This window comes from Bacteroidia bacterium, from assembly GCA_037045145.1.
Taxonomy (GTDB): Bacteria; Bacteroidota; Bacteroidia; order AKYH767-A; family OLB10; genus OLB10.
On sequence record JBAOIA010000011.1, the window covers coordinates 314,438 to 340,694 of the forward strand.

Sequence of the window (26,257 nt, forward strand, 5' to 3'; positions counted from 1 at the left end):
AAAGTTGTGTTGATAAATATCAGTCAGCCAATAATGTTGACAGTAGTATGACAATTAATTTTGCTCATGAAAATATTCTGAGGTTACAGTTAGATTTTCCAAATCAAAAATGAATTAATTTATTTAGCGTTAGCATAAAAACACAATTTCATGACAAAGCAATCTATCACCAACGAAATTCAAGTTGCAATTGAACAGATCTATAGGCAATGGGGCGTTTTTTCATTAGACAACCGTATTCCTGAAAATGATGAACTGGATATGTTGAAAAGCAAACTGATGAAACTACACGATAAAATCAATCATCTTCAATTACTTGAATCCGTTTACAATAATGAGCAACCTGTGCAGGTAGCTTTTACAGAAACAATGAAGCAACCATTACTGCAAACTGTCATTGAAAAAGCTGAGCCAGAACAACAAACACGTGTTGAAACAATGGAACCGGAAATTAAAGTAGAAACTACAATAGTTTCAGAAGTAAAAACAGTGCTGGTAGAAGAAGTAAAACTTGTTAAAAATTCTGAGCCTGTTATTCCACCTGTACAATCAGTAAGAGCCGAGGTTTTTAAAGTGGTGGATCAGACTGTGGCAACTATGTTTCACGAGACGGAAACCATACATGATAAAATAGGTGTTGAACAACCGGCTTTTGCTATTGCAGATAAATTAAAATTATCACCTATCACTGATTTGGTCAAAGCCATTGGCATTAATGAAAAATTTTTGTTTATCAATCAGTTGTTTAATGACGATTCTATAAAATATCAATCAGCGATAGACAGGTTAAACTCCTCAGCAAATTTTAACGAAGCCTATATGTACTTCGACTCTGAAATTACCTCCGGCAATCAGATAGACAAGAAAAGCGATGCCTTCAGGCAGTTTGTAGATTTGCTGCAAAGGCGATTCATGTAATGCTGCGAAAACATACTCTTGCATCACTGATTTTTATTTGTGTACTACTCCAGAGACATCTTGTATTTGCACAGCAAGACGATGCACGTAAAGTCATTACAGAATTAACTTCAAAAAAATATTTTGGTCGCGGCTACCTAAAAAATGGCGATAAGAAAGCGGCACATTTCATTAAAAAACAATTCAGCAATCTTGGATTAACGCCTGTTAATAACAGATGGTTTCAACATTTTACACATCCGGTAAACCGCTTTCCAAAAAATGTAAGTTTGATTACCGACACAAAAAGCTGGATTCCCGGAAAAGAATTTATAATTCATCATCAATCATCAGCTGCGAATGGAACCTGGCCTATAGCATGGGCAGATTCTTCAGAAATTATTTCATGTCTTAACAATGATTTCGACAGTTGTTATGTTATAACACGTCCGGTTTACAATAAGCATCAAAAAGAAATTACAACATTACTGTTTAAACGAAAAAAAGGAGCATTGGTGATTCTTGAAACGAATAAATTAACATGGAGTGTTGGCACTTCTGTGTTTAATACTCCTGTTGTTGAAGTATATGATAGTTTATTCAGTCGTCAAACTAAAAACATCACCATAAAAGCAGATGCTGAATTTAATACACGATATGAATCAAAAAATGTAATTGGATTAATTACCGGAAATAAAAAACCTGATTCTTTAATTGTAATAACTGCACATTACGATCATTTAGGTGGCATGGGAAATAAAACATTTTTTCCTGGTGCTAATGATAATGCAAGTGGTGTTGCCATGTTGCTTTCTTTAGCAGAATATTTTTCAAAACAAGAAAACAGACAACCCTATTCTATTTTATTTATTGCTTTTGCAGGTGAAGAAGCCGGGTTACAGGGTTCAAAATACTATACAGATCATCCTTTGCTTCCATTATCAAAAATTCGATTTTTGATAAATCTCGATTTACTTGGTACAGGCGATGATGGTATTATGGTTGTTAATGCAACTGAATTTGAAAAAGATTTTTCAATTTTACAATCCATCAACGACACAGCCAAATATGTAAGCAGCATTGGCAAAAGAGGTAAAGCAAAAAACAGTGACCACTACTACTTCAGTGAAAACGGTGTGCCTTCATTTTTTATTTATACACTTGGTGGCGTTACCTGGTATCATGACGTAATGGACAAGTCAGAAACTCTGACTTTAACCAAGTATGACAATGTATTTCAGCTTTTAAAATCATTCGTCATTGCTTTGCAGTGAGCAAACTTTATCACTGAAAAATCGTTTCTCCTATTCAATTATCTTTGTAAATTATTATATTTTATAAAAGTGCAGGAAATACTTTATGCGGATTTAGGTTCATCGGACTACAAACAAACCTGGGATTTTCAAGAGCAACTTCTTCAACAGATTATGCAACTGAAATTAGAAGGACGTAATCAGGGATTTGGCGATCATGCACCAACACCGCATTACTTATTGTTTTGTGAACATCCGCATGTTTTCACCTTAGGAAAAAGTGGAAAGCCTGAACATTTGCTTTCTAACGAGCAGCAACTTAAAAATGCCCATGCTACCTACTATAAAATAAATCGTGGTGGCGATATTACTTATCATGGTCCCGGACAAGTTGTAGGCTATCCCATTCTGAATCTTGACTTGTTTTTTAATGACATTCATCGCTATATGCGCTTCCTCGAAGAGGTTATTATTCGAACCTTAAATGAATATGGCATTGTTGGGAGTAGAATTGAAAAACTTACAGGGGTGTGGATTGATGCAGGAAAGCCAAGTGCCAGAAAAATTTGTGCCTTTGGTGTACGATGCAGCAGATGGATAACTATGCATGGGTGGGCACTCAATGTGAATACACAGTTAGATTATTTTAACCACATTGTTCCATGCGGCATCAGCGATAAAGCAGTTACATCCATGGAAAAAGAACTTGGAAAAAATATGAATCTTGATGAAGTGAAATCCATTTTACTAAAGCATTTCAGTGAGGTTTTTAACGCATCAATTAAAAATGTTGGAAAAGAAAAACTTATTGTAAAAGAAAGAACATGAAAAAGATAATCAAATACCTGCTGTTTATTTTACTGATAACAACAGGAATACTTGCAGCTTCAGGAAAACTGTATTACTACAAAGCTCTTGTTTACAACTTTGTTGATATTGACGATCTTAATTTATTTCACAACAGAGAGGTTAAAAATGGAACCGGATTGCCATGGAATTTTTCTACAGACTACAACAAAAAAAATCTGACCGACACACTAACTGCATTATTGGAAGCCAACAAATCTGTTGCATTTTTAATCGTAAAAAACGATTCCATTTGTTTTGAAAAATATTGGGAGGACTATGGGCAGCAATCACTCTCCAACTCATTTTCTATGGCAAAAAGTATAGTAGCATTATTGATAGGAAAAGCAATTGACGAAGGAAAAATTAAAAGTCTCGATCAGCCGGTTGCAGATTTCATTCCTGAATTTAAAGATGGAGAAAAATCGAAAATCACCATACGTCATCTGATGATGATGAGTTCGGGGCTTGATTGGAATGAAGGTTATTCATCTTTGACATCACAGGTTACGGAAGCCTATTATGGTACAGAACTTTACAAACAAGTAACCTCATTGGGTGTTGCCGAAGTTCCCGGTAAATTTTGGGAATACAAAAGCTGCGATTCGGAATTGTTAGCCATCATCGTCAACAAAGCAACCGGAAAGAGTGTTGCAGCGTATGCCTCTGAAAAACTTTGGAAACCATTGGGTGCCGAACACAGTGCACAATGGAGCCTTGACCATAAAGATGGTTTAGAAAAAGCTTACTGTTGTTTTTACAGCAATGCACGTGACTTTGCACGGTTTGGAAAATTGATGCTACAACATGGTCGTTGGAATGACACACAAATTATTGACTCTGCTTTTATACACCAGTGCATCACACCAAATAATTTACCTAATAAAGAAGATAATAAACCTGTTCAACACTACGGCTATCAATGGTGGTTATCCACCATCAGTAATCACCCTGTATATTACATGCGTGGCATCTTAGGACAATATGTCATTGTTATTCCCGATATGCAGATGATTATTGTACGGTTAGGCCATAAAAGAAGTAATAATCCGGATGGAAAGCCTAATGATTATAAATTTTATGCCGAACAGGTCATTAAAATGTTTGAATAACACGCTGTCACGGTAACTTCTAATTACATTACTCGTTAAATATTATATGCTAAAAGATATTCCACAACTAAAAGTTGAAAATGTAGCCGTTGCCATAGTAAAAGAGCAATCAAACGGTGCTGATGTTTGGAATGCCTACATCATTAACCTGAAAAATGAAGTGTTGGAGGGTGTGTTGATTACAAGTAAAGGCTATGGCATGATGGAAGGTGAAGAAAGAAAAACGTCAACTCTCAGACATTTTATAGAGAATATTCCTCCTCTTTCGTGTGCAAAAATTGAACCTATTACAGATAATGTTCTTAACTTGAATAATGAGTACTGGGTAAGCTTTTATCTCAACAACACCATGTACGATCGTAAATATGTCTTTCTTCCAGGCGTAATCAACGAAGAATTTTTTACACAGATACCATTGCTTGAAAAGCGTGGTGTGATGATAAGGTAACCAATAAACAATCTGTAATCGGTTTGCTTTTTCTGTTTTCAAAATCGAAAATAGTTTAAAACACTTGTTTGGTTTTAAAATATTTATGCGAAAACATTAATTTCATTTTAATCAACGCTACCTACCCCTTTCATCATATTAATTTCCTTTGCATCATATCCATTTTCGCAAAGCCATTTTGAAAATGTTGCTGTACTTCCATGAGTTACATAAATTTTTTCTGCACCACTTTCTTTAACTGCTGTATTCAACTCCTCCCAGTCGGCATGGTCGCTTAGTGCAAAACCACGGTCAACATGACTGTAATATTTCGATTTACCATGCAACATCCAGCCACTGCAATAACCAACACTATAGTTTTCAAGTTTCTTGAATAATGCTGAGCGCGCCCCTGATGGTGATGCAAATATTAATGCCCCTTTCAGGTTTTCTTTTTCATAGTTTGATTTCAACTGTTTAACATAAGGCAAATCACAACCGGCTTCGCGCAATCTGTTGTTGACAGCAACAACATCGGGTGTTCCATAAATACCAAAGTCAAAATGGTTTAAGTGTTTAATAAGCCTTTGCATTTTACCAAGCGTATAACCCATCAGCACAGAAGTAGTTTGTTGCTGATTATTTGTATTTATCCATGCAGAAATATCCTGCATCACCTGTTGTTGTGGCTGCCATTTGTAAATGGGTAAACCAAACGTTGACTCTGTAATAAACACATTACATTTTACTTGTTCATATTTAGGACAGAAACCATCATCGTGTAGTTTATAATCGCCAGCTGCTACCCATACTTCATCTTTATACGCAACCTTTATCTGTGCACTGCCAATAATATGACCTGCCGGATGCAAAGAGAACTTTACTCCGTTAATGGTAAATGTTTCACCATAATCAACCGTACGCAAACTGATTTGTTCGCCCAATCGCATACGCAGCATGGCTTCTGAATCTTTATGAGCAAGATAGTGACTGCTTCCAGGGCGTGCATGGTCGCTGTGCGCATGTGTGATGATGGCATTTTCCACTCTGCGATGTGGATCAATATAGACATCTGCCTGTGGACAGTAAATACCCTTGTTTGTCAACTCTAATAACATTGCCATGACGATGATGCAATTATTTGTAATTACGTAAAGATATAAATGTGTTGTTAAAATAGAATTAACATCATACAAAAATGGTTTAAACATGTTACTTTGCGTCCATGAATCAGACTATGCGGCTTATCCTTTTGGGAATATTGGTGTTTGCCAGTCGTTGGTTTTTTCTTGATGCCGGTTATGGTGCCGAAGAAGATGCATGGGGCTATGCCATGAATGCACTTGCAATGGATTCAACACATAGTTATCAGTATTCACGTTTGCCCGGACACCCTGTACCTGAGTATATCTATTACCTTTTGCCTGTAAGACATTCTTTTGTTTTTAACCTATGTACAGCGCTGTTAAGTACCATTGCTGTGTTGCTGTTTTATTTAATCTGCAATAAGTATAAACTCAATGCTACAGCCGGAGCGTTGATGCTTGCTTTTACTCCAGTATTTTATATTCAAAGTACCAATGCAATGGATTATAACTGGTCTTTGTGTTTCTTATTAGCATCACTCTATTTTGCAGGAAGGAGAAAAATATTTTTAGTTGCCTTCATGCTTGCTTTAGCTACAGGATGCCGCATCACTGCTATTCTTTTTATACTACCACTGTGTATTTATCTCTATAAAGCTGATAAAAGCTGGAAACATATCAGGCAATTGCTTTTTCTTACACCCATACTCAGTACACTATGCTATCTTCCATTAATTCTGAAATATCAATTAAAGTTTCTTACCTACGTAAATCAGTTTGGATATCCCTCTGTTTTAAAAACCATCTATAAAGCATCTTTTGGAGTTTGGGGTACATTGGGTTTTATAGTTATAGTTATAGCTTTTGGATATGCTCTTCAAAATATTATTATTGGAAACCAAAGCCGAAAATATAAACCCATATTGTTGTGTGCCGCATCAACAATTATAATTTATACCTTACTTTTTTTCTATGAACCGCATAAGTCTGCATATCTCATTCCAATAATTCCCTTCGTGTTTATAATAATTCTGATTGCATTGCAGGACAAAGTTTGGCCCGTAGTGATTACAGCTTCATTGGCAACAAGCTGTTTTTTTGCAGGTATCAATCTGGCCGAGCCCAACCGGTCGGCACTACCCGGTAAATTTGCATTAACAAGAAAAGTTAATAACCAACGGATATGCTTCGACCCTTTGAGTGGTAATGTTGTTGACGATTATGCCAAAAGAATACAGCGAATAAAATATGCTGAAAGTGTTATTGAAAAAGTGCAGCATCTACAAGGTGGCAATGCAGTGATTTGTGGCTATTGGGTTAATATGATTTCCATTTTGAGTATAGGACACCTGAACGAGCAAATAACACTGTTGCATTATGCCGATGAGCAGGAACTGATAAGATTGAAAAATGCCAATATGAAGATTTATTATATACCGGGGCAAGACAGTTTTAATGATGTTTGTTTTAAAAGTGTCTTTACACATAAATGGGCAAAAAGCCTATTTCCATAAAAATTATCAATCTCAATAGCTAAATTTAGTCTTCATTTAAAGTTAAAGTTTAATCCTTTTACCTGCATATCAACGACTTTAACAAAATATCGTTAAAATTTTGCCGGTGCAAAGGGAATTTTTATATATTTTTGCATACGTAAATTTTAAGAGAAGAAGATTGCATGATTAAAAAGCCCAAGGTCCTGTTCATATCGCAGGAAATTTTCCCTTATCTCGAAAGTTCAACAATAGGTAACATTGCAAGACATCTGCCACAAGGCACACAAGAGAAAGGTAAAGAAATAAGAACCTTTATGCCACGCTTTGGCGTTGTTAATGAGCGTAGAAATCAATTACATGAAGTTATCCGACTTTCAGGTATGAATCTGATAATTGATGAAAGCGATCATCCTTTAATTATAAAGGTTGCCAGTATTCAGGCTGCTCGCATGCAAGTGTATTTCATTGATAATGAGGAGTATTTTCAAAGAAAACACACAACGCATGATGCAGACAACAACTTTTTTAAAGACAATGACGACCGAACCATTTTCTTCTGTCGTGGTGTTCTTGAAACGGTTAAAAAACTCGGTTGGGCACCGGATATAATTCATTGCCATGGCTGGATGTCGAGTCTGATTCCATTATTTGTAAAAACAGCTTATCGCGAAGACCCTATTTTCAGAAATGCAAGAGTAGTGTATTCTGTGTATGATGATGAATTCAGTGAATCCTTTCATGACAGTTACTCCAAAAAGTTAATGATGGAAGGAATATCAACTAATGATGTAAAAGACATAAAAAGTCCAAACTTCGAAAACATTACAATTGCTGCAATTAACAAGTCCGATGCTATCATTAAAGGTGCTGAAAAACTCAATACCAAGATTGATAATCATATTAAAAAATCAGGCAAATTGATTTTACCATACCAATCTCCTGAAAATTACGTTGAGGCATACAATACTTTCTATGACGAAATCATGGAAGAAATATCCATTGAAGCCTAAGCAGAGTATTGTCCAACATAAATTATTTTCAAAAACCACGCCTTATTTATATGCAACACTTTAAGCGTTTGTGGATGGCATGTGTCGTGCTTCTAAGCATTTCATGTAACAAACCCGATTCTGTAGGTTTGAACCTCTTACCCGGAGAAGATGCCATGAATGTTGATTTTTTCGACACATTGACACTTCAGACTTCATATAAGCAGGAAGACAGTTTGCGTACCGATGCACATCTGCTTTATGAACTTCAGGCCACCAATCATCAGTTAATGATCGGAAAATATGTTGACCCTGTTTTTGGTGAAACAAGTGCTGAGTTATTTACACAACTTAAGCCATCAGCAGTTTTTTCCAATACCAACAAAACATTTGATTCGTTATTTCTGAATCTGGCATATATTTCTAACTACGGTGACACTTCTGCCTTGCAGACTTTTGAGGTTTATGAACTCACTGATGCCATGTATGACACGGCAAGTTATTATTCTTTCAACAATCTTAATTACAGCACAAAAGTTGGCGAAATAACATTTAAGGTTGAAGATGTAAAAGACAGTATTGTAAATATTGACTCAACAAAAAGTGCCCCACGACTGCGTCTGCGACTAGATGATGTTTTAGGTCAGAAAATATTTAACTCCGACTTAAGCGATCCATCAAAATTTAAAGAAACGGTTAAAGGTTTTTGTATTAAACCGGCAGCAGCATCGTATGGAAGTATTATCAATTTCGATGCAAAAACAACCGTTTCGTCAATGATAATGTATTTTACAGATCCGGCTACTACAGGCATTGACTCATTACCGTTTTATTTTTATAGTTCTGATGGCAGCATAGCCCGTTTCAGCAGGTTTACACATGATTATTCAGCATTTGATTTCACCAATCCTCTGACTGATAAAGCCTACGTTCAGACAATGGGTGGTATAAAAACAAAGATCACCATTCCCTATCTCAACAACCTGAAACAATTAGGACCTATATCCATTAATAAAGCTGAATTAATAATTAATGTTGACCCTGGTACCGTAACCAATTTTCCTGCTCCTGATGCATTGAGTCTTTATGCCATAGATTCTGAAGGGCAAATACAAACTTTGCCTGATTTGACACGTTCATCTACACTTTTTGGCGGTGGACTGGCAAATAATCAGTATCGTTTTAATATTGCACAGTTTTTGCAACAGATTTTATATGAAAAACGTATAGACTACGGAATGTACTTAAGAGTCAGGGTGCCGGTAGCCTTTCAAACACCAAATCGTGTGGCTTTGACAGGAGGTGATTCTATGTCAACATTACGAATGAAACTACAAATTACTTATACAAAATTAAATCCATAAAATATCATGTGTGGAATCGTTGCCTATATAGGAAATCGTCAAGCTTATCCAATAGTTATTAAAGGACTTCAGCGTTTGGAATATCGCGGTTATGACAGTGCCGGTGTGGCATTATTGAATGGCGAATTGAGTGTTTACAAAAAAGCAGGAAAGGTTGCTGACCTGGCCGCCTATGTATCTGATAAAAATTTAGTCGGACAAGTAGGAATGGGACATACACGTTGGGCAACACATGGTGAACCGAACGATAGAAATGCACATCCGCATTATTCCGAATCGAAAGATTTAGCCATCATCCACAACGGTATTATCGAAAACTATGCAGCCATTAAACAAGAGCTGATAAACTTAGGTCATACATTTAAAAGTGATACAGACACTGAAGTGCTGATACATCTTATTGAAGAAATAAAACATAAAACCCATGTAGCTACCGAAGAGGCTGTACGTCTTGCTTTGGGCGAAGTTATTGGAGCTTATGCCATTGTTGTTTTATCAAAGAATGAGCCTAACAAAATGATTGCTGCACGTAAGGGCAGCCCTATTGTTGTGGGTATTGGTAAAGACGAATTTTTTATTGCTTCTGATGCAACACCTATTGTAGAATATACTAAAAACGTTGCCTACCTTAACGATGGCGAAGTTGCAACAATAGATAATGGTAAGCTGACTGTAAAAACTATTGATAACGAAACCAAAATTCCTTTTGTTCAGGAATTGGAGTTAAAGCTTGAAGCCATTGAAAAAGGTGGTTACGATCATTTCATGATGAAAGAAATCTATGAGCAACCCCGCTCTATTTGGGACAGCATGCGTGGTCGTATTGATGCTGACAAAGGCAGGTTGAGATTAGGTGGTATCAGCGAATTCGAAAATAAACTTATCAATGCAAAAAGAATAATCATTGTTGCCTGCGGAACATCATGGCATGCAGCATTGGTTGCAGAATATCTTATTGAAGACCTGGCACGTATTCCTGTAGAGGTTGAATATGCCTCCGAATTCCGATATAGAAATCCTATCATCTCAGAAGATGATGTAGTAATTGCTATATCGCAAAGTGGCGAAACTGCCGACACCCTTGCAGCCATTGAAATGGCTAAAGAACGCGGTGCAACAATCTTTGGCGTTTGTAATGTTGTGGGAGCATCTATTCCACGTGCAACACATGCAGGCTCCTATACACATGCCGGACCGGAAATTGGTGTGGCTTCTACCAAAGCATTTACGGCACAAGTAACAGTACTGACCTTAATGGCACTTCAGATTGCTAACAAAAGAGGTACCATCACACAATCACGTTTTCGTGCATTGCTCAACGAACTTGAGACCATTCCTTCAAAAGTAGAAATTGCACTTAAATCAAACGATAAGGTTAAAGAAATATCTGCATTGTTTAAAGACTCCAGAAACTTCCTTTATTTAGGTCGTGGTTATGGATTTCCTGTTGCATTAGAAGGTGCATTAAAACTTAAAGAGATTTCATACATACATGCCGAAGGTTATCCTGCTGCAGAAATGAAACACGGGCCTATTGCTTTAATTGACGAAGAAATGCCTGTAGTTGTTATTGCAACAAAAAATTCTTCATACGAAAAAGTGGTTTCAAACATTCAGGAAGTAAAAGCACGTAAAGGAAAAATAATTGCCATTGTAACAGAAGGTGATGTTGATGTTAAGAAGATGGCAGATTATGCAATTGAAATTCCGGAAACGGATGATATTCTTGTACCATTAGTAAGTGTAATACCATTGCAGTTATTAAGCTATCATATTGCAGTTATGCGTGGTTGTAATGTTGATCAGCCTCGTAATCTGGCAAAAAGTGTTACCGTTGAGTAACATTTGTGTTTCATCAACTTCTCTCATAAAATTTCAGTTAACATTACCATATCGCTGCTGGATAATTCATACTTCAACAGGATTTAACTAATATTGTCTGCTCATAGTCAAAAAACTTTGAAAAAACGAATTGCAATTCTTGGTTCAACCGGTAGTATTGGCAGGCAGGCACTTGAAGTGATTGCCGCACATGCCGATGTTTTTGAAGTTGAGTTATTAACTGCAAACAGTAATATTGAACTACTCGAAAAACAAGTAAGGCAATTTACCCCTGCTACAGTTGTTGTAACTGATAAAGAGAAATACAAAACGCTTAAAGAAAATATTGCAGACCTTCCGGTTAAAGTTTTTGCCGGAATTGAGTCTGCTGAACAAGCCGTACAGTCCGACTCCATTGACATTGTTCTTACAGCCATGGTAGGCTATGCAGGATTGTTACCAACGATTGCAGCAATAAAAAGTAAAAAGACCATTGCCCTTGCCAATAAAGAAACACTTGTGGTGGCAGGAAAAATTATAACCTCCCTTGCAGAAGAAAACGGTGTGAGCATTTACCCTGTTGACTCCGAACACTCAGCCATTTTTCAATGTCTTACAGGAGAGTTTCATAACCAGATAGACAAAATTTATTTAACAGCATCGGGCGGGCCATTCCGAGGAAAAAGTAAAAAAGAGTTAGAACAGGTAACATTGGCTCAGGCATTGAAACATCCAAACTGGAGCATGGGTGCAAAAATTACGGTTGACTCTGCTACCATGATGAATAAAGGCCTTGAAATGATTGAAGCCAAATGGCTCTTTGGATTGCAGCCACATCAAATTAATGTTGTTGTACATCCACAGTCAATCATACATTCTGTAGTGCAATTTACTGATGGCAGCATGAAAGCACAAATGGGTTTGCCTGATATGAAACTACCTATACTGTATGCGTTAAGCTATCCACATCGCCTGAAGACCGATTTCATGAGATTCAGTTTTTTTGACTACCCTCAACTTACTTTCGAGAAACCGGATACAGAAGTTTTTCCTGCCTTACTCCTGGCTGAAGAAGCAATGAAAAAAGATGGAAACATGCCTTGTATTCTTAATGCAGCAAACGAAGTTGCTGTTGCTGCGTTTCTCAAAGAGAAAATAAGTTTCTTTCAGATTCCCGGCATTACAAAACATCTCATGTCAAAAATTACCTACATTGAAAAACCATCGCTTGAAGACCTTATTGCAACAGATACAGAAACACGATTGCAAACGGAAATATTATTGACTAAAAAAATTAACTTCGCATAAAATTTTTAAAATCTGATGAGTGGATTGATTATGGCAGCTCAGTTGATACTGGGCCTCTCAATATTGGTAACCCTGCATGAACTGGGACATTTTCTTGCTGCAAGAATGTTCGGTATCAAGGTCGAAAAGTTTTACCTGTTTTTTGATGCATGGGGAATAAAATTATTTAGCTTTAAAAAAGGCGATTGTGAATATGGTATAGGATGGCTTCCTTTTGGCGGCTATGTAAAAATTGCAGGCATGGTTGATGAAAGCATGGACAAAGATCAGTTGGCACAGCCTGCACAACCTTGGGAATTCAGGAGTAAGCCCGCATGGCAAAGATTAATTGTCATGGTTGCAGGTGTTGTAATGAATGTTATCCTTGGCATTGCCATTTTTTCAATGAGCTTATTGCACTACAAAGGTAGTTATCTTAAAAACGACTCTGTTAAACATGGCATTGTTGCCTATAAACTGGGTGAGGAAATTGGTTTGCGTACGGGAGATAAAGTTGTTGCTATTAATGGAAAACCATTCGATCGTTTTGATGACTTACTTTCAACACGTGTATTATTTGGTGCAACATTAACTGTTAACCGCATTGGTGAGACAATACAAATTGAAGTGCCTGATGATTTTTATAAAAAAACAGGTCCTAATGCACGTTCACTTTTTCTTGGAGCAGGACATCTGACCTATGTTGTTAAAGAAGTTGTAGTTGGCGAAAATGCATTCAAAGCCGGTGTAGAAAACGGTGATATCATTACAGAGGTAGATAAACAAAAAATTACCGGTGAAGATTTTATGCAACGCTACTTTGCTGATAAGAAAGGAGAAACTGCATTACTCTCAATAATTCGCGATGGCAAACCCATGGACATTACAGTAAACATCAGTTCAAAAGGAACTATTGGCGTGCGATATAATGGTGACGTAGTAATACCTGAGGAATATATTAAAACACCTTACACATTATCATCAGCATTGGCATTTGGTACATCAGATGCATTTGAAACATTAGTGAGCAATGCTAAAGGGTTTAAGAAACTCTTTAAAGGTGAAGAAAAATTTCAGGAATCTGTTCAAGGGCCTATTGGTATAGCAAAAATTTATGGTGGCACTTGGGATTGGCCACATTTTTGGGTGCTTACCGGCTTGCTGTCTATGATTCTTGCTTTTATGAATATACTTCCTATTCCTGCACTCGATGGCGGGCATGTTTTATTTCTGCTTATTGAATCTGTAACACGTAAAAAATTCAGTGATGCATTTATGGAAAAAACTCAGGTTGTTGGAATGGTTTTACTCCTCTCATTAATGGTCTTTGTTATTGGAAACGATATCTGGCGGGCATTTATTAAATAGTTTTTTATTACAACTTTTTCTTCCTTATTTCAAAATTAGTTGGCCTTCTTGCAGCAAGATTTATTTTACCTGTTACCTAATAAACGAATTTAAATTAGAAAGTTTTTTTAAGTAATAGAATAATTGTCAAAAATTAAAAAGGCTATCTCAAATATCATTCTGAGACAGCCTTGTTCAATTATAAACTTTAAAAATTTCTATCAGGCAATCAATTCATCATCCGGTTTTTTCATTAACGGCTTTGGTCTTTTGTAAATTTTTGATTTCAGATTTTCTGACATCAGATACATTACCGGAACTAAAAACAGTGTAAGGAAAGTGGCAAACATTAACCCGAATATCATTGTCCAGGACAATGGTCCCCAGAAAGCTGTGCTGTCGCCACCAAAGAAAATATGAGGATTAAATTCTGTAAACAGCGTTACAAAATCAATATTCAAACCTATTGCAAGCGGAATAAGTCCTAATGATGTTGCAGTGGCTGTAAGAATTACGGGAGTCATTCTGGTGCGACCGGCTTCAACTATTGCCTCGAATGTTGGTACGCCTTGTTCACGAAGTAACTCTGTAAACTCAACCAACAATATTCCATTTCTAACAACAATACCTGCAAGTGCTACAACACCAATACCTGTCATCACAATAGAGAACCCCATTTTGAATAGGGCAAACCCAAGTAATACTCCTATAATACTAAATATAATTTCAGATAAAATTATTATGGGCTTACCTATTGAGTTAAATTGAATTACCAATATCATAAAAATCAATCCTAAAGAAATCAACAATGCTGTTCCAAGAAACGACATTGTTTCTGCTTGTTCTTCCTGCGAGCCTGCAAACTTAATTTCTACACCCTCTGTCTTTGGAAATTGTTTAACCGCAGCCATCACATTACTCACAACCTCTGCTTCGCGACTTTGATAGTCGGTCAGCAGGTTTGAAGAAACCGTTACCACCCTTTTCTGATTCTTTCTCTTTATGACACCATAGGTGTTATCATATTTCACTGTTGCAAAAGATGCTAATGGAACATTACGTACCAACCCGCCCATTGACATGTCGCGATAAAGTATTTTTAGATTATTAAGCAGGTTTACATCATAGCGCTGATCTAACTTATAGCGAAGCATAATTTTATACTCATCATTTAAATCGCGATACTTTGACGTTTCGCGGCCAAGAACTGCCATGTTGATTTCATTTCCTACAGTACCTGTCATAATTCCAAGACGATTCATGTGTTCGCGATTGATATCAAATACTATTTGTGGCTTGCTATCCTGTAAATCAGATTTTAACTCTTCCACACCTTCAATCTGTAAAGAGTCGAGATATCGCTTAAGGCTTTTAGAAGTTGTAGTTATTGCCTGAAGATCATCACCACTAACTTCAATAGAAATTGGTTTTCCTACAGGTGGTCCACCTTGCTCTTGTGCAACAGTAACTTCAGCACCGGGAACAGTGTTTTTTACTGCTTCTCTGATTTTCTCTAAATAGTTGCTTGTTGAAACACCCTTTCTTTTACTGTACTCGACAAAAGCAACTTCAATTTTACTCTTGTTGGCATAGTATCCCTGATCTTCGTCTGAAGGATCAGATACGTTTACACCCACGCTTGCCATAACAGATTTTACGACATCATTCTTTTCTCCCAACACATTATACACCTTGCCCTCCAGAATTTTTGTAACAGAGTCTGTATAGGCCTGATCGGTTCCAACAGGCAGTGTTGTGAAAACATAAACAAAGTTTGGATCTGCAATAGGGAAAAAGTTTACACCACCGTTTCGAAGTCCAATTGCAATGAATGATAAAAACAGCAATCCAATAGTTCCTGCCATCATTGTACGTGGGCGATGAAGTACTTTAATCAACATTCTTTTATATGATTCCTGTACTGAAGGCCAAGTTTTAGTCTGAAAACGAACAATAACTTTATGTAGCCAAAACCTGTGAAGCAAATTCAGAAGTAGAATAAAAATGGTAAAATTTCCCATACCAAAAACACCAGTCACATAAAATATCAATGCAATAGCAATAAAAATGATAGAAGTAATTTTCAAACCTTTATATGGGTTGTGCTTTTCATCGTGTTTTTTCATAAAACTAACGGCAAACACCGGGTTGATAATGTATGCAACGACTAAAGATGCCAGTAATGTTATGATAAGAGTAATTGGTAGAAAGAACATAAACTTTCCTATGATACCTTTCCAGAACGCCAAGGGTACGAATGGTGCAAGTGTGGTGAGTGTTCCTGAAAGCACCGGTAAAAACACTTCGCCTGTTGCCATTTTTGCCGCTCTTACGATATCTGTCTTTCCGTTGTCAAAAATTCGATGTGTGTTTTCAATAACAACTATAGCATCATCAACAACAATTCCCAAAGCAAGCAGAAAGGAGAACAACACAATAAAGTTAATTGTAAAACCAATTACAGGTAATACTAAAAATGCAACACACATAGACAGTGGTACTGACATAGCAACAAAGAATGCATTACTTGTTCCCATAAAAAACATCAGCACCATTAATACCAACACAAATCCAATGATGATTGTATTTATTAAATCATGCAACTGAACACGTGTTTGTTCGCTCTGATCTCCTGTAAGTACTACATTCAAATCTTTAGGCCATGAATTTGCTTTAAGTTCATTAACAACATCCACAATTTTATCTGATGCATCAATCAGGTTTTCACCGGAGCGTTTGATGATGCTGAGTGTAATTACGTTTTTATGATTTAGTCGCGCATAGCTTTCCTGCTCTTTGTAGGAGTCCACTACTTCTGCAATATCTTTTAAATAGATAGGAGCACCATTTATTGAATTTACGACTAAGTTTTTTATCTGATCAACATTAGTAAACTCCCCAGAAACACTCAATGACCTGCGTGTTCCATCGGCCATTCGTACACCGCCACCGGGTACAGTCATGTTCTCGTATTTAACAGCACGTTCAATATCGCTCATTGTCAATCCGGATGATTGCAGCTTAAGCATGTCAACATTTATCTGAATCTCACGCTCCAACTCTCCTATCAGTTTTACTTCCTTAACTTCTTTGAGGCTTTCAATTTTATCTTTTGCATCATCAGCATAGCGTTTCAATTTTGCAAGATCATAATCACCGGAAAGGTTTACTGCCATAATAGGTAGGTCAGAGAAGTTTACTTCGATAATATCAGGCTCGTTGGGTAAATCCTGAGGAAGGTCATTGCGCGCGCGGTCAACAGCATCTTTCACCTTTCGTTTAGCTTCTTCAATCTTTACATCGCTGTTAAACTCTACAACAATACTACAATAATCCTGCAGTGCATTACTCTTGATTTTTTTTACACCTGAAATTCCTTTGCATTCTTTTTCAATATGACGCACCACCAAATTCTCCATATCTTTTGGTGAAGTACCCGGATAGACAACACTGACATAAATATTAGGTAAAGAAATATCAGGAAAGCTTTCTTTAGGAATATTGATGTATGACATGATACCCGTCAGCGTAATAATGACGGTAATAATGTAGATAGCAGTACGATTATCAATCGCCCATGATGAGGGCTTGAATTCTTTAAATATATCTTTCATAAAACGTTTGCGGTTTATAGTTTAATGATATCGCCTTCAACTAAATCGTGATATCCTGTTGTTATTACTTTATCACCTTCATTCAGTCCATCAGTAATCTCAACATTGCCATTATAAATCATACCACTTTTTACTGCTTTACGTTTTGCAACTGTTTTTCCTCCTGAATTTTCAGCAACAAAAACATACTCACCATCAAGTCCTTTTTGTACAATACTTACCGGAAGCGACATTGCCTTTTCCTTATTGTAATCAGCAATTTTTAAAACAGCCAGCATATTAGGTCGCAGAAAATTTTCTTTGCTTCCAAATCGAACTTCCACATTAAAAGTACGGTTCAGGTTGCTGATGGCATTACCGGAATAATAAACTTTACTTGTAATTTCCTTACCCAAGTCTGGAAAATAAACCAACACATTGTCATTTTTGTGCACTCTTCCAATATAAGATTCCGGTAACTCTCCTTTTACTTTAAGCATTTCGAGGTTTACCACTCTGATGGCAGGAACCTGTGGCGAAACTAATTGTCCTGTTTTTATCATTACATTATCTACTGTGCCACTGAACGGTGCCTTAATACGAGTCATATCCCACTGCTCCTGCATAGATGCTAACTTTTTCTCTGCACCTTCTTTTCTTGTTTTTGCTTCCAGATACTGTACTTCGCTACCTATCTGTTGATCCCAAAGGTTTTTTTGACGGTTATAAAGCGTTGTTACCAGATTGAGTTCGTTCTGCACTTCAGCAATTGCCTTCTGCATTATCTGATCATCTAGAGTTGATAGCACCTGACCTTTGGTTACATGATCGCCTGCTTTTACATTGACTGAGGTTACTGTCCCTGCTGTTTTTGGACTCAGTATAACATCTTCATCACCTTCAATATTTGCCTGCACTTCAATATAATGAGTAAATGGTTTCAAACTCATTTCTGTGGCTGCAACAAACTTTACTTTGTCTTTCCTGGTAGAATCTGTAAGAGCTATTTCTGCTTCTAATGATTTTATTTTTTCATTTAACTCAGATTGTTGCTTTCTGAGTTTTTCAAGCTCTTCAACTTTCTTGCTGCTGTTTCCTCCACCGCAGGCAGTAAGAAATCCAATTGCTGTTAATACTATAATTACCTTTTTCATATATTTTATTATGTCAGAGTTTATATTTTATTTTATTAATGTTCCTGTTGCTTTTTCAAAATCTACTTTGGCAATAAATGCATCTACCATTGCAGCATAATAATTTGTTTCCGCTACTTTCAAAGCTGTTTCGGCATCCATCACTTCAAGACTGCTGCCAACTCCCTGCTGATATTTTATTTTTGTAATTCGAGCAACATCAGCAGCCAGTGTTCTGTTTTTTTCCTGACTGGAAAGAGAGCCCAATGCATTGGTTAAAGTTGTCTTTGCAGTCTGCGCTTCTAATTCAAACCCTTGTGTTGCAGTCCGAATTTGATTCTCCATTTTATTCAATGTAAACCTAGCCTGATTTACTCTTGCTGCTTTCTGAAAGCCATCAAAAATGGGTACATTAAGTTTAACCCCTATTATAGAAGTTCGAAACCAGGGTTTGTTTTCAAAAATATCAAAATCATTGCGTGAAGCACTTACGCTGTATGATCCAAAAGCTGCTAACGAAGGCAGGTAAGAAGATTTTTTTAATCGTAAATCTGCTTTAAGCAGTTCTTTGGTTGTATTCAACACATCCATTTCTATTCTGTTACTTATATCAATGTTTTGATTCAAACTATTGTCCGCAACAACTTTAACATCTTCTAATTTGTCTGTGAGAATAAGCTCATCACTAACATTTAATCCTATCTGGAATTTCAACAGATTTTGTGCAAGTACAATTAATCGGTCAGCATTTGCTTTCTCGGTTTCAATATTGTTATAGGCAAGGCTGATACGGTCTAAATCAATCTTTTCAATAAAACCATTATTATACATAACCTGCATTTCATCAAGCTGCTTTTTTAATCGTTTGACATTTGCATCAAGCATCTGCAAACGCTCATTATTTACCTGAACATTATAATATGCTTTGCTGATGAGTGCTGCTTTCTCTGTCTTGGTTTGAACAACTTGCTTTCGCATCAAATCGGCATACATCCGTGATGCTTTTACGCCAACTAAATAAGATCCGTCAAACAATAATTGAGATGCCGACAGTCCTGCTGTGGAACTATATGGCTGGCCAAATTGTACTGGTGCATAGCTGCCTTTTTCTCCGCCAAAAAATTCAGCAGGAACAAAGGTTGTCGGTATGTCAATAAAATGTGTGATGTCAGCACTGGCACTGACTTGTGGTAAACCAATTCCCAATAATTCATTGGCTCTGCTTTGTGCTGATTTTTGATCAAGAACTGCATTTTGAATATCCGTCTGATTTTGAAAAGCAAAATCAAGAGCCTGTTTCAGTGAGAAGGAATAGGACTTTTTGTCGGATTGCTGTGCTTGTATATTCATTGATATAAGCAACAGAAATCCTGTTAGAAATTTAATTTGATTTAGCATACGGTTGTTATTTATTCTTCGTCTGTTATGTTTTTATATTTATTAATGAGTTTATGCCCCTTAACGGTTACTATGCCATGCAAATAATGATCGAGCAGTGCAACCTGAACATCCTGCGTTTTGAAGTTTTTTAAGGGAAATACATTGGTATTCATTCCTAATGTAATCTCCTCGATTCTAAGCTTTACCAATATTTTAATATTGATATCCGGTCGGTAAAGTTTTTGCTCAATGCCTTTTAAAAGATTCCTTTCAATGACCTCTGCCACATGTTTATCTTTAAACTGCACATACATACTCCACACTCGTGGATAAAATTTCTGTAAGTCTTCAAACAAGGCCGGATTAATGGTGGTGAACATATCTTGTAATTTTTCCATTGTCAAAAATATCTCGTGAATGGCATCCTTACTTTCTGTTTCTACATGTTGGAACTCACAACGGCTGTTTTTTAAATACCCCTGACAACATTCAGATACAATTTCATCCTTATCATCAAAACATGCATAAATTGTTTTTTTTGAAACAGATAAATGCCTTGCTATGTCGTCCATGGTAATGCGCCTGACTCCATGCGCCAGAAATAATTCCAACCCCGACTCTAAAATTCTTTCTCTTATATCCATGCTAATTGTTAAAAACGGGACAAAACTATGGAAACTATTTTAGTTTTTTAAGTTTCCATAAGAAATTTTAAGAAGTATTTAACAATTTTTAACCTCGTTTTAGGAGATTCGATGAAAGTAAATGTCTATTTCAAAAACAATTCTTTTGATAAGCCCAGCCACTCCAAGGCTGTGCCACCAAGCAAACGTTCTTTAGTTTGCAAATCGAGTTTTGAATTTTTAATTAAGGTTCCCGGAATATTTTCACCTAACGGAAAAGGATAGTCGCTGCCTAATGCAACACGATTTGCGCCAGCAAAATTAATAAGGTAATGCAACATGTTTTCATCATGCACCAATGAGTCAAAATAAAATTTACCAATATATTTCTCCGGTGAAGTTGCATTATCTAAAGCTACCAAATCGGGACGGCAATCAAAGCCATGTTTAATACGTCCAAACGTTGAAGGAAAACTTCCTCCGCCATGTGCAAAAGCAACACGCAAGTTTGGTAATCTTTCAAATACACCGCCAAAAATCATAGAACAAATGGCGCGAGATGTTTCTGCGGGCATTCCCACTAACCAAGGCAGCCAGTATCGTTGCATTTCTTTCTGACCCATCATTTCCCATGGGTGAACAAAAAGTGGCATATCGTTTTCTGCACATGCCTGAAAAAACGGAAACAGGTTCGCATCATTCAGGTTCCAGTCATTTACATGTGAACCTATTTGTAATCCTTGAAGACCTATTTTTTTGCACCTTTCCATTTCCTTTATAGCCAAATCAGGTGCTTGCAGCGGCACAGTACCCAAACCCACAAAACGTTTTGGATATTGTTGAACTATGCTTGCAATATGATCATTCAGAAATTCTGATACAGCAAGCCCATCTGCAGGTTTTGTCCAATAGGAAAACATTACAGGTACAGTACTCAATGCCTGAACATGAACACCATGTGCATCACACTCATGCATTCTTGTCTTTGCATCCCAACAATTACTTTCAATCTCACGAAAAAAAGTACCGTCATCACGCAACATCCTTGCACAACAACTTTTGTGATGATCCAAAGTGATAAAACCACCATAACCAAATTTCGACTTCCAGTCAGGTAATTTTTCAGGCAATATATGTGTGTGTATGTCTATACTAAGCATTGTTTTAACTTTTTCAGTGCGAAAGTACAAAGATTAATGGGTAGGTGATAAGTGCATATTTAGAGTTCATATTAAAATAAGTGACTAAATAAGTGTTGTTAAGTTTAGATAACCATTTGTTTCGATAACGAGTAGTTCTTAAAATTTGCACAACTCCATACGCCATTAATAGTATCATAAATAGCCTTACTTATTCTGATAACTTTTCCTTTTGTATTTTTATGCGATAATAACGCAAAAAAAATATTGAAGCCTGCAGCAGTTTTAAACCTTTTATTGAAAAATTTTCCCTTTGAACCAACCAATGCTCAGAAAAATGCATTTGCCGGATTATCAAAATTCATAACAGAAGACACTTCATATAAATGCTTTCTGTTAAAAGGCTATGCCGGAACAGGAAAAACTACCGTCATAAATTCTCTTATTAAAACACTAATTCATTACGATTTCAGGGTAATAATGCTTGCCCCGACAGGGCGCGCTGCAAAAGTCATTAACCATTACACCGGTGATGATGCATCAACTATTCATCGCTATTTATATGAAATAAAAAGTGATAAAAATGGTGACATTAAGACAAAGGTAAAACCCAATAAATACAAAAAACAGATTTTTATTATTGATGAGTCTTCAATGATTTCGAATGAAGATGATAAGACTTTATTTAAAGGAGCAAGTTTACTTTCTGACCTTGTTGATCATGTTTACAGTCAGACAGACAATGCCATTGTCTTTATTGGTGACACTGCGCAATTGCCCCCCGTTGGCTTGCAATGTAGTCCGGCATTGGATCAGCATTTTCTTCAAAACAATTGTCAACTTGTGGTAAGACAATATGAATTGAAAGAAGTGGTGCGACAACAACTTCACTCCGGAATATTAGCTAATGCACATTGCACACGACTATTGCTTGAAAGAGAGGAGCGTTTTCCTCGTCTGAAAACATCAGGGTTTGACGATGTAAAACAAGTATCTTCTTCAGAGCTGTCTGAAGTGCTTTCGGGATATTTTCCTTCCGGTGACGATAACACAGTATCTATATTGTGCAGAAGCAATAAACAGGCAAACCGTTACAATGAATATATAAGAAAGACTTTTTATGGTTTTGAAGAGGCAGTTGAAAAAAACGAAAGATTGATGGTTGTAAAAAACAATTACTACTGGCATGAATCAGACAATGCCAATGCCTTTATTGCCAATGGTGATGAAATTAAACTGATTCGTTTAAAAAAGCAGGAAGAATATTTTGGATTTCGTTTTGTAAATGCTACTATAGAATTATCTGATGATAAGTCAACAAGACTTGAGGTAAAACTGTTGCTTGATACCTTGAGCAGTGAGTCGCCTGCATTGACTTATGATGAGTATAAAAAATTATTCGATGAAGTAAGAAATCATTATCGCAAGGCAGATGGTAAGGTAAACATGCGTAAACTCAGGGAAGATCCTTATCTCAATGCATTGCAGGTAAAATATGCCTATGCTATTACAGGGCACAAAGCACAGGGTGGGCAATGGGAAACAGTGTTTATTGATCCGGGTTTTATGGCAGAAGAAATGTATGGTGTTGATTATATGCGCTGGCTCTACACTGCCATTACACGTGCTCGCAAAAAAGTTTTTCTGATTAATGTACCTGATCGTTTCTTTGTTCAATAATCTACAGGCATCACTTCGGTAATGGGATTAATAAAGTAAATGCTTTTGGAACGACAATCAATACAACTATAATTTTTGCGGAGTTTTTCTTTTTTGATAAAAGTACGACCGGTTCTGATTTTAAACTTAACGCCAAAGTTTATTTCTTCCAGGGTAGTCCATTTATCTTCTTCTCTGTCGTAGTTGCGTAATGCCCTCAGCAGGTCGTGGTCCGAGCAGCTTGTGGCAGATGGATTTGTCATATAATTATTCAATGCAACAACAACATCAGTTGGAAAAATATTCTCTTGTAATATTGGTAGCATCAGTTTGCGATACTCTTCTTTCCAGTCTTTTCCATGTGGAGTGATAATTTGTTTTTTACGTTTCCACTGGTTTAGATGTGCTACTTCATGAATGAATGTGATGAGAAAGGCATAAGGATTAAGGTCGTGATTGATAGAAATACGGTGACCAAATCCCCTTTGTGGCGGACGGTAATCACCATATTTACTATTTCGGCTTCTTGTAATTTTAAGATTTATCTGATGTTCTTCAATCCACTGTACACAATATTTAATTGCTTTATGGGGAACATATTTCTTTAATGCTTCTTCTATAAATTCCAGTGTAACTTTTGCCATAATTTATTTCGGTCGAAAAATAATAAATTAACTCAGAAATTGAAATGCGGCAAAACTTGATACCCATGCTAAAGCACTCATATACACAAACTGAATGATTGGCCATTTCCAGGTTCCTGTTTCACGTTTTACTACTGCAAGTGTACTCATACATTGCATGGCAAAAGCATAAAATAACATCAGAGAAATTCCAACTGCCAAGGTATAAAGTGGCGTTCCATCTGCTCTTTTTTCTGCACTCATTTTTTCTCTAATCGGCAGATTTTCACCTTCGCTTCCTACACTATAAATGGTTGACATGGTTCCGACAAACACTTCGCGTGCTGCAAATGATGTCACCAAAGCTATCCCTATTTTCCAGTCGAAGCCCAACGGCTTAATTACAGGTTCAATAATTTTTCCTGTCCATCCTGCATAGGAATGTTCCAGTTTTTGCGCCTGCAATTGATTCAGTTCGTCCTGTGTTGTTTCGGGAAGTTCTGCTTTAGCTTCGTATAGTTTTTCAGTTTCGGCATATTCTTTTCCAGGTCCTCGTGATGATAAAAACCAAAGTATAATCGAAATAGCAATGATGATTTTTCCGGCATCGAATAAAAATATTTTTACTTTATCGAAAATCACGAAGAAAATATTTTTCCATCGTGGCAAACGGTAAACCGGTAATTCCATGATAAAAAAATCACGCTGCTTAGCCTTAACAAACATTTTAAACAACCATGCAGAAAATATGGCTGCAACAAATCCGATCAGATACATGAGCATCATTACCAATCCCTGAGAATTAATAAACCCAAAAACATAATAACGAGGAATAACCAACGAGATGAGTAACGTATAAACAGGAAGTCGTGCAGAACAACTCATCAATGGTGTTACCATAATTGTTACTATACGTTCTTTCCAGCTTTGAATGGTTCGTGTGGCAAGAATGGCAGGAACGGCACATGCTACACCACTCATCAATGGAATTACTGACCTGCCATTTAATCCAAATGGTCTCAGCAACTTATCCATAATAAAACTGACTCTTGCCATATATCCGGTGTCTTCAAGAATGGTAATGAATAAAAACAATAAGGCAATTTGTGGTACAAATATGATGATGCCACCAAGGCCGGCAAGAATACCGTTTACAATAAGATCATTCAACACACCTTTTGGAAGTATTTCGCTTATTTTTTGAGAAAAATCGGCAAAAGTTCCGTCAATAAAATCCATCGGAAACTGTGCCACGTTGAATATAAACTGAAAGATTACAAAAAGTATAGCTAAGAAAATTCCATATCCCCATATTCTGTGTGTAACCAAATTGTCAACGGTTCGTGTCAGTGATTTTTGCACTGAGGCCGGTTCGCTGACACAACTTTTAAGAAGAACAGAAATAGTTTTGTAACGCTCAAGTGTTTCCGTTGCCTGCATTGCTTTTTGGCTAAACTGATGCTGCTGTAAAAGTGTATCCAGTTTTTGCTTTCCGTCTTGCCCTACAAAACTCAAATCAACTTTATCGTAATTACCTGCAAGAAGATACGCAGTGTAATCACTTTTTACCGGAAATGCTTGTTTGATTTCCTGAATCAATTCAGGTGCCAGTGTTGTTGCCGGCATAATATCGTTTTCGGGAATTGGAATAGTGTGGAGAACCGCTTTCTTGATTTCTTCTATACCGGTTTTCTGACGTACAATTGCCGGAATTACTTTGATGCCTAATGCCTGTTCCAGTTTTTTAATATCGGGCAGCAACCCTTTGTGAACAGCTAAGTCCATCATGTTAAGCACCAAAACAACAGGAATCTTCAGGTCAATTATCTGAGAGCATAAGAACAAACTGCGTTTTAGGTTAGATGCATCAGCAATAACAATAATCCTGTCGGGAAAAGATGGGTCTTGTGGGTCGGTTAGTACTTTATATGGAATTTGTTCATCAAGTGTTTTAGGGTATAAGCTATAAATACCGGGCAAATCTGTTAGTTCAACTTTATAATCAACACCTTCAAACGCATTGCGTAAGCTAAAGTAGCCCACATGTTTTTCTACTGTCACACCCGGAAAGTTGGCTACCTTTTGATTGAGACCCGTCAATACATTAAACAATGTGCTTTTACCACTATTAGGGTTACCAACCAATGCCACTTTTAGAATAACTTCACCCACTTAAATTCTCC

General features: G+C 36.7%; 20 protein-coding genes. 12 read left to right on the forward strand and 8 right to left on the reverse strand.

Annotated elements, in window-relative coordinates; translation table 11 throughout:
* Positions 1 to 150 precede the first annotated feature (150 nt).
* The 5 genes from V9G42_02275 to V9G42_02295 all read left to right on the forward strand — a co-directional run bounded on the left by V9G42_02275 (position 151) and on the right by V9G42_02295 (position 4,556).
* Complete coding sequence (locus V9G42_02275; GenBank protein MEI2758242.1) at positions 151 to 918, forward strand: hypothetical protein; 768 nt, start codon at positions 151 to 153, stop codon at positions 916 to 918.
* On the forward strand, positions 918 to 2,171 hold the full coding sequence (locus tag V9G42_02280) for a M28 family peptidase (protein ID MEI2758243.1): 1,254 nt from the start codon (positions 918 to 920) through the stop codon (positions 2,169 to 2,171). The genes V9G42_02275 and V9G42_02280 overlap by 1 nt, the downstream gene beginning before the upstream one ends.
* 69 nt (positions 2,172 to 2,240) lie before the next feature.
* Positions 2,241 to 2,978, forward strand: coding sequence for a lipoyl(octanoyl) transferase LipB (gene lipB / locus V9G42_02285; protein ID MEI2758244.1), 738 nt, complete (start codon positions 2,241 to 2,243; stop codon positions 2,976 to 2,978).
* Entirely contained in the window at positions 2,975 to 4,108 is a 1,134-nt protein-coding gene (locus tag V9G42_02290; protein MEI2758245.1) for a serine hydrolase, read from the forward strand. The genes lipB and V9G42_02290 overlap by 4 nt, the downstream gene beginning before the upstream one ends.
* A gap of 46 nt (positions 4,109 to 4,154) precedes the next feature.
* A complete protein-coding gene (locus tag V9G42_02295) occupies positions 4,155 to 4,556 on the forward strand; it encodes a hypothetical protein (protein ID MEI2758246.1) in 402 nt (133 codons plus the stop codon).
* A gap of 107 nt (positions 4,557 to 4,663) precedes the next feature.
* On the opposite strand, the gene V9G42_02300 is transcribed toward V9G42_02295, so the two are convergent.
* A complete protein-coding gene (locus tag V9G42_02300; protein ID MEI2758247.1) occupies positions 4,664 to 5,659 on the reverse strand; it encodes a ligase-associated DNA damage response exonuclease in 996 nt (331 codons plus the stop codon).
* A gap of 113 nt (positions 5,660 to 5,772) precedes the next feature.
* On the opposite strand from V9G42_02300, the gene V9G42_02305 reads away from it, so the two are divergent.
* The 6 genes from V9G42_02305 (at position 5,773) to rseP (ending at position 13,945) form a co-directional block, all read left to right on the forward strand.
* Complete coding sequence (locus V9G42_02305) at positions 5,773 to 7,134, forward strand: EpsG family protein (GenBank protein MEI2758248.1); 1,362 nt, start codon at positions 5,773 to 5,775, stop codon at positions 7,132 to 7,134.
* A gap of 164 nt (positions 7,135 to 7,298) precedes the next feature.
* Complete coding sequence (locus tag V9G42_02310) at positions 7,299 to 8,126, forward strand: glycogen/starch synthase (protein ID MEI2758249.1); 828 nt, start codon at positions 7,299 to 7,301, stop codon at positions 8,124 to 8,126.
* Positions 8,127 to 8,176: 50 nt separating this feature from the next.
* The gene (locus tag V9G42_02315; protein MEI2758250.1) at positions 8,177 to 9,469 is read left to right on the forward strand and encodes a DUF4270 domain-containing protein; all 1,293 of its coding nucleotides are present in this window, start codon (positions 8,177 to 8,179) and stop codon (positions 9,467 to 9,469) included.
* A 6-nt stretch (positions 9,470 to 9,475) separates the two neighbouring features.
* On the forward strand, positions 9,476 to 11,311 hold the full coding sequence (gene glmS, locus V9G42_02320) for a glutamine--fructose-6-phosphate transaminase (isomerizing) (GenBank protein ID MEI2758251.1): 1,836 nt from the start codon (positions 9,476 to 9,478) through the stop codon (positions 11,309 to 11,311).
* Between the two features lie 117 nt (positions 11,312 to 11,428).
* A complete protein-coding gene (locus tag V9G42_02325; protein ID MEI2758252.1) occupies positions 11,429 to 12,598 on the forward strand; it encodes a 1-deoxy-D-xylulose-5-phosphate reductoisomerase in 1,170 nt (389 codons plus the stop codon).
* Positions 12,599 to 12,613: 15 nt separating this feature from the next.
* The gene (gene rseP, locus V9G42_02330) at positions 12,614 to 13,945 is read left to right on the forward strand and encodes an RIP metalloprotease RseP (GenBank protein ID MEI2758253.1); all 1,332 of its coding nucleotides are present in this window, start codon (positions 12,614 to 12,616) and stop codon (positions 13,943 to 13,945) included.
* 200 nt (positions 13,946 to 14,145) lie between these two features.
* On the opposite strand, the gene V9G42_02335 is transcribed toward rseP, so the two are convergent.
* From V9G42_02335 to V9G42_02355, 5 genes are all read right to left on the reverse strand, one after another.
* Positions 14,146 to 17,538 carry an efflux RND transporter permease subunit gene (locus V9G42_02335; protein ID MEI2758254.1) on the reverse strand — a complete coding sequence of 1,131 codons (3,393 nt, stop codon included), beginning with the start codon at positions 17,536 to 17,538 and terminating at the stop codon, positions 14,146 to 14,148.
* Between the two features lie 14 nt (positions 17,539 to 17,552).
* On the reverse strand, positions 17,553 to 18,671 hold the full coding sequence (locus V9G42_02340) for an efflux RND transporter periplasmic adaptor subunit (protein MEI2758255.1): 1,119 nt from the start codon (positions 18,669 to 18,671) through the stop codon (positions 17,553 to 17,555).
* Between the two features lie 27 nt (positions 18,672 to 18,698).
* Positions 18,699 to 20,000 carry a TolC family protein gene (locus V9G42_02345; GenBank protein ID MEI2758256.1) on the reverse strand — a complete coding sequence of 434 codons (1,302 nt, stop codon included), beginning with the start codon at positions 19,998 to 20,000 and terminating at the stop codon, positions 18,699 to 18,701.
* Between the two features lie 59 nt (positions 20,001 to 20,059).
* Positions 20,060 to 20,674, reverse strand: coding sequence for a TetR/AcrR family transcriptional regulator (locus V9G42_02350; GenBank protein ID MEI2758257.1), 615 nt, complete (start codon positions 20,672 to 20,674; stop codon positions 20,060 to 20,062).
* A 125-nt stretch (positions 20,675 to 20,799) separates the two neighbouring features.
* Positions 20,800 to 21,813: an amidohydrolase family protein gene (locus V9G42_02355; GenBank protein MEI2758258.1), complete on the reverse strand. Its 1,014-nt coding sequence runs from the start codon at positions 21,811 to 21,813 to the stop codon at positions 20,800 to 20,802.
* 276 nt (positions 21,814 to 22,089) lie between these two features.
* Between V9G42_02355 and V9G42_02360 the strand changes: the two genes are divergently transcribed.
* The gene (locus V9G42_02360) at positions 22,090 to 23,472 is read left to right on the forward strand and encodes an AAA family ATPase (GenBank protein ID MEI2758259.1); all 1,383 of its coding nucleotides are present in this window, start codon (positions 22,090 to 22,092) and stop codon (positions 23,470 to 23,472) included.
* Here V9G42_02360 and V9G42_02365 read toward each other — a convergent pair.
* Positions 23,466 to 24,095: a sprT domain-containing protein gene (locus V9G42_02365; GenBank protein MEI2758260.1), complete on the reverse strand. Its 630-nt coding sequence runs from the start codon at positions 24,093 to 24,095 to the stop codon at positions 23,466 to 23,468. The genes V9G42_02360 and V9G42_02365 overlap by 7 nt on opposite strands.
* A gap of 27 nt (positions 24,096 to 24,122) precedes the next feature.
* Complete coding sequence (gene feoB / locus V9G42_02370) at positions 24,123 to 26,246, reverse strand: ferrous iron transport protein B (protein ID MEI2758261.1); 2,124 nt, start codon at positions 26,244 to 26,246, stop codon at positions 24,123 to 24,125.
* Positions 26,247 to 26,257: the final 11 nt, after the last annotated feature.

Coding starts and splice junctions, on each gene's coding strand:
- V9G42_02275 (MEI2758242.1), top strand. CDS start 151: ATGACAAAGCAATCTATCACCAACGAAATTCAAGTTGCAATTGAACAG.
- V9G42_02280 (MEI2758243.1), top strand. CDS start 918: ATGCTGCGAAAACATACTCTTGCATCACTGATTTTTATTTGTGTACTA.
- V9G42_02290 (MEI2758245.1), top strand. CDS start 2,975: ATGAAAAAGATAATCAAATACCTGCTGTTTATTTTACTGATAACAACA.
- V9G42_02295 (MEI2758246.1), top strand. CDS start 4,155: ATGCTAAAAGATATTCCACAACTAAAAGTTGAAAATGTAGCCGTTGCC.
- V9G42_02300 (MEI2758247.1), bottom strand. CDS start 5,659: ATGGCAATGTTATTAGAGTTGACAAACAAGGGTATTTACTGTCCACAG.
- V9G42_02305 (MEI2758248.1), top strand. CDS start 5,773: ATGCGGCTTATCCTTTTGGGAATATTGGTGTTTGCCAGTCGTTGGTTT.
- V9G42_02310 (MEI2758249.1), top strand. CDS start 7,299: ATGATTAAAAAGCCCAAGGTCCTGTTCATATCGCAGGAAATTTTCCCT.
- V9G42_02315 (MEI2758250.1), top strand. CDS start 8,177: ATGCAACACTTTAAGCGTTTGTGGATGGCATGTGTCGTGCTTCTAAGC.
- glmS (MEI2758251.1), top strand. CDS start 9,476: ATGTGTGGAATCGTTGCCTATATAGGAAATCGTCAAGCTTATCCAATA.
- rseP (MEI2758253.1), top strand. CDS start 12,614: ATGAGTGGATTGATTATGGCAGCTCAGTTGATACTGGGCCTCTCAATA.
- V9G42_02335 (MEI2758254.1), bottom strand. CDS start 17,538: ATGAAAGATATATTTAAAGAATTCAAGCCCTCATCATGGGCGATTGAT.
- V9G42_02340 (MEI2758255.1), bottom strand. CDS start 18,671: ATGAAAAAGGTAATTATAGTATTAACAGCAATTGGATTTCTTACTGCC.
- V9G42_02345 (MEI2758256.1), bottom strand. CDS start 20,000: ATGAATATACAAGCACAGCAATCCGACAAAAAGTCCTATTCCTTCTCA.
- V9G42_02350 (MEI2758257.1), bottom strand. CDS start 20,674: ATGGATATAAGAGAAAGAATTTTAGAGTCGGGGTTGGAATTATTTCTG.
- V9G42_02355 (MEI2758258.1), bottom strand. CDS start 21,813: ATGCTTAGTATAGACATACACACACATATATTGCCTGAAAAATTACCT.
- V9G42_02365 (MEI2758260.1), bottom strand. CDS start 24,095: ATGGCAAAAGTTACACTGGAATTTATAGAAGAAGCATTAAAGAAATAT.